Raw genomic sequence first — 905 nt, 5'->3', positions numbered from 1 at the left:
GATCAAGGAAGGCGTCATGCCGCTATCTCATGCTCAGCTCTCCGTGCTGCTCGACGGCTCGGACTGGAAGTGTGTGCCGATGCGGGTTGTGGATCAGCCAGCACGAGCTGGTTGATCCGTATCAATAGTAGTTCGTCACTCATGCGGAGTTGTTGTAGAATCACTCTGCATGGGTGATTTGCCTTCCGATCCAGCATTGCTCCGACAAACCGTGATGACCCTGTCGTCACGGCTTGCGGCGTTGTCGGCGGAATGCAGCACGCTTTCGGCCGAGCGTGATGCGGCGATCGCCCAACGCGACGCTGCAGTCCAGGAGAACGACAAGCTCCTGATGATCCTGTCCCAGTACAAGCGCACGATCTTCGGTCCCCGCTCCGAGACGCTGGATCCCGGACAGCTGTCTCTCTTCATCACGGCACAGGCGGCTGGTGCCGTCGCCAACGACGACGTGACCGGAGGCAAGCTGCCTGACGGAGCGGACGGCCGTGGAAAGCGACCGGCGCGACGCAGCCGGGGGAAGCTCCCGGAGCATTTGCCGAGCATCGATGTCGTGATCGATATCGAGAGCCACATCTGCCCCTGCTGCGGCGAGCGGCTACACAAGATCGGGGAGACCGTCAAGGAAGCCTACGACGTCATTCCGATGCAGTACCGGGTCAAGCGCATTGTGCGTCCGAGGTGGGTGTGCTGCAGGCACCCGCGCCGGCCCAGCCGATCGATGAACGGAAGCCTTGCTGGCCCACATCGCGGTGATGAAATACGGCTACCAGCTGCCGCTGACGGACGCATTGAAATAGACAACAATACGGTCGAGCGCAGCATCAAGCCGATAGGGCTTGGAAAGAAGAACTATTTGTTCGCGGGCAGCGAAGGCGGCGCCGAGACATGGGCCATTCTCGCGTCGC

General features: G+C 61.1%; 1 protein-coding gene. It reads left to right on the top strand.

Annotated elements, in window-relative coordinates:
* Window positions 1-214: 214 nt before the first annotated feature.
* On the top strand, window positions 215-905 hold a 691-nt coding region (locus IVA82_RS23380; protein WP_247390104.1), incomplete at its 3' end, for an IS66 family transposase zinc-finger binding domain-containing protein.

The organism is Bradyrhizobium sp. 142 (assembly GCF_023074015.1).
In the GTDB taxonomy this organism is placed as follows: domain Bacteria; phylum Pseudomonadota; class Alphaproteobacteria; order Rhizobiales; family Xanthobacteraceae; genus Bradyrhizobium.
This window is presented reverse-complemented; position numbering and strand designations above follow the sequence as displayed.